A 1,254-nucleotide genomic window follows, 5' to 3' on the forward strand; every position below is an offset into this window, starting at 1 on the left:
ACTCGCCACTGATCATCACTGTCAGGTCGGTCTGCATCATCCGCGCCAGCATGCGGTAGATGTCCTGCATGGCGGCCGAGCGACCGACCTGACAGTGATGATCAGTGGCGAGTCCGGCACCGGCAAGGAGCTGGTGGCCCGCGCGCTGCACGAATATGGCCGCCGTCGCGGCGGCCCGTTCGTGGCCATCAACATGGCGGCGATCCCGCGCGACCTGATCGAATCGGAACTGTTCGGCCATGAGAAGGGCGCCTTCACCGGCGCGCAGAACCGCTCCACCGGCCGCTTTGAGCAGGCCGAGGGCGGCACGCTGTTCCTGGACGAGATCGGCGACATGCCGATGGAGGCGCAGACTCGCCTGCTGCGCGTGCTGCAGCAGGGCGAATACACGACGGTTGGCGGCCGCACGCCGATCAAGACCGACGTGCGCATCGTCGCCGCCACCAACAAGGATTTGCGCGCGCTGATCAACCAGGGGCTGTTCCGCGAGGACCTGTTCTATCGCCTCAATGTCGTGCCGCTGCGGTTGCCGGCGCTGCGCGAACGCTCCGAGGACATTCCCGACCTGGTGCGGCATTTCTTCAAGCAGGGCGCCAGCGAGGGGCTGCAGACAAAGCGCATTTCCTCCGGCGGCATCGAGCTGATGAAGCGTTACCCCTGGCCGGGCAATGTGCGCGAGCTGGAAAACCTGGTGCGCAGGCTGGCCGCGCTCTATTCGCAGGATGAGATTTCAGCCGAGATCATCGAGGCCGAACTCAAGACAGGAGAGCGTCCGGTCGTCCCCGGCGGCGGCGCGCTCATTCCCGACGATCTCTCCATCGGCCAGGCGGTGGAGCATTTCCTGCAGCGCTATTTTGCTTCCTTCGCCGGCGACCTGCCGCCGGCCGGCCTCTACCAGCGCATCCTCGCCGAGGTCGAGTATCCGCTGGTGCTGGCCTCGATGACGGCGACGCGCGGCAACCAGATCAAGGCGGCGGAGCTGCTCGGGCTCAACCGCAACACGCTGCGCAAGAAGATCCGCGAGCTCGGCGTCAACGTCTACAAGTCCTCCAGGCAGGTCTAAAATCGCCCTGAAAGGGCAATGAGCCGGGGAAAGATTTCCGTCTCGGCCACACTTGTTGCATAATCGCCACAATGCGTTGCATACATCCGACGCAATCACTGACTCTTAGACGGCGATATGGCTTCCCAGGCCCCGACACTGAACGAACCGCTTTTCAGCAAGCCCGGCGCAGAGGACAGGCGCCGGCTGCT

1 protein-coding gene is annotated in these 1,254 nt (G+C 64.4%); it reads left to right on the forward strand.

Translation table 11 applies throughout. From position 1 onward, the window contains the following. A partial coding sequence (locus EN738_RS34370; protein ID WP_245494854.1) for a sigma 54-interacting transcriptional regulator occupies positions 1 to 1,063 on the forward strand: 1,063 nt, incomplete at its 5' end. Positions 1,064 to 1,254: the final 191 nt, after the last annotated feature.

The sequence above is a fragment of the Mesorhizobium sp. M4B.F.Ca.ET.017.02.2.1 genome, from assembly GCF_003998955.1.
GTDB classification, from domain to species: domain Bacteria; phylum Pseudomonadota; class Alphaproteobacteria; order Rhizobiales; family Rhizobiaceae; genus Mesorhizobium; species Mesorhizobium abyssinicae.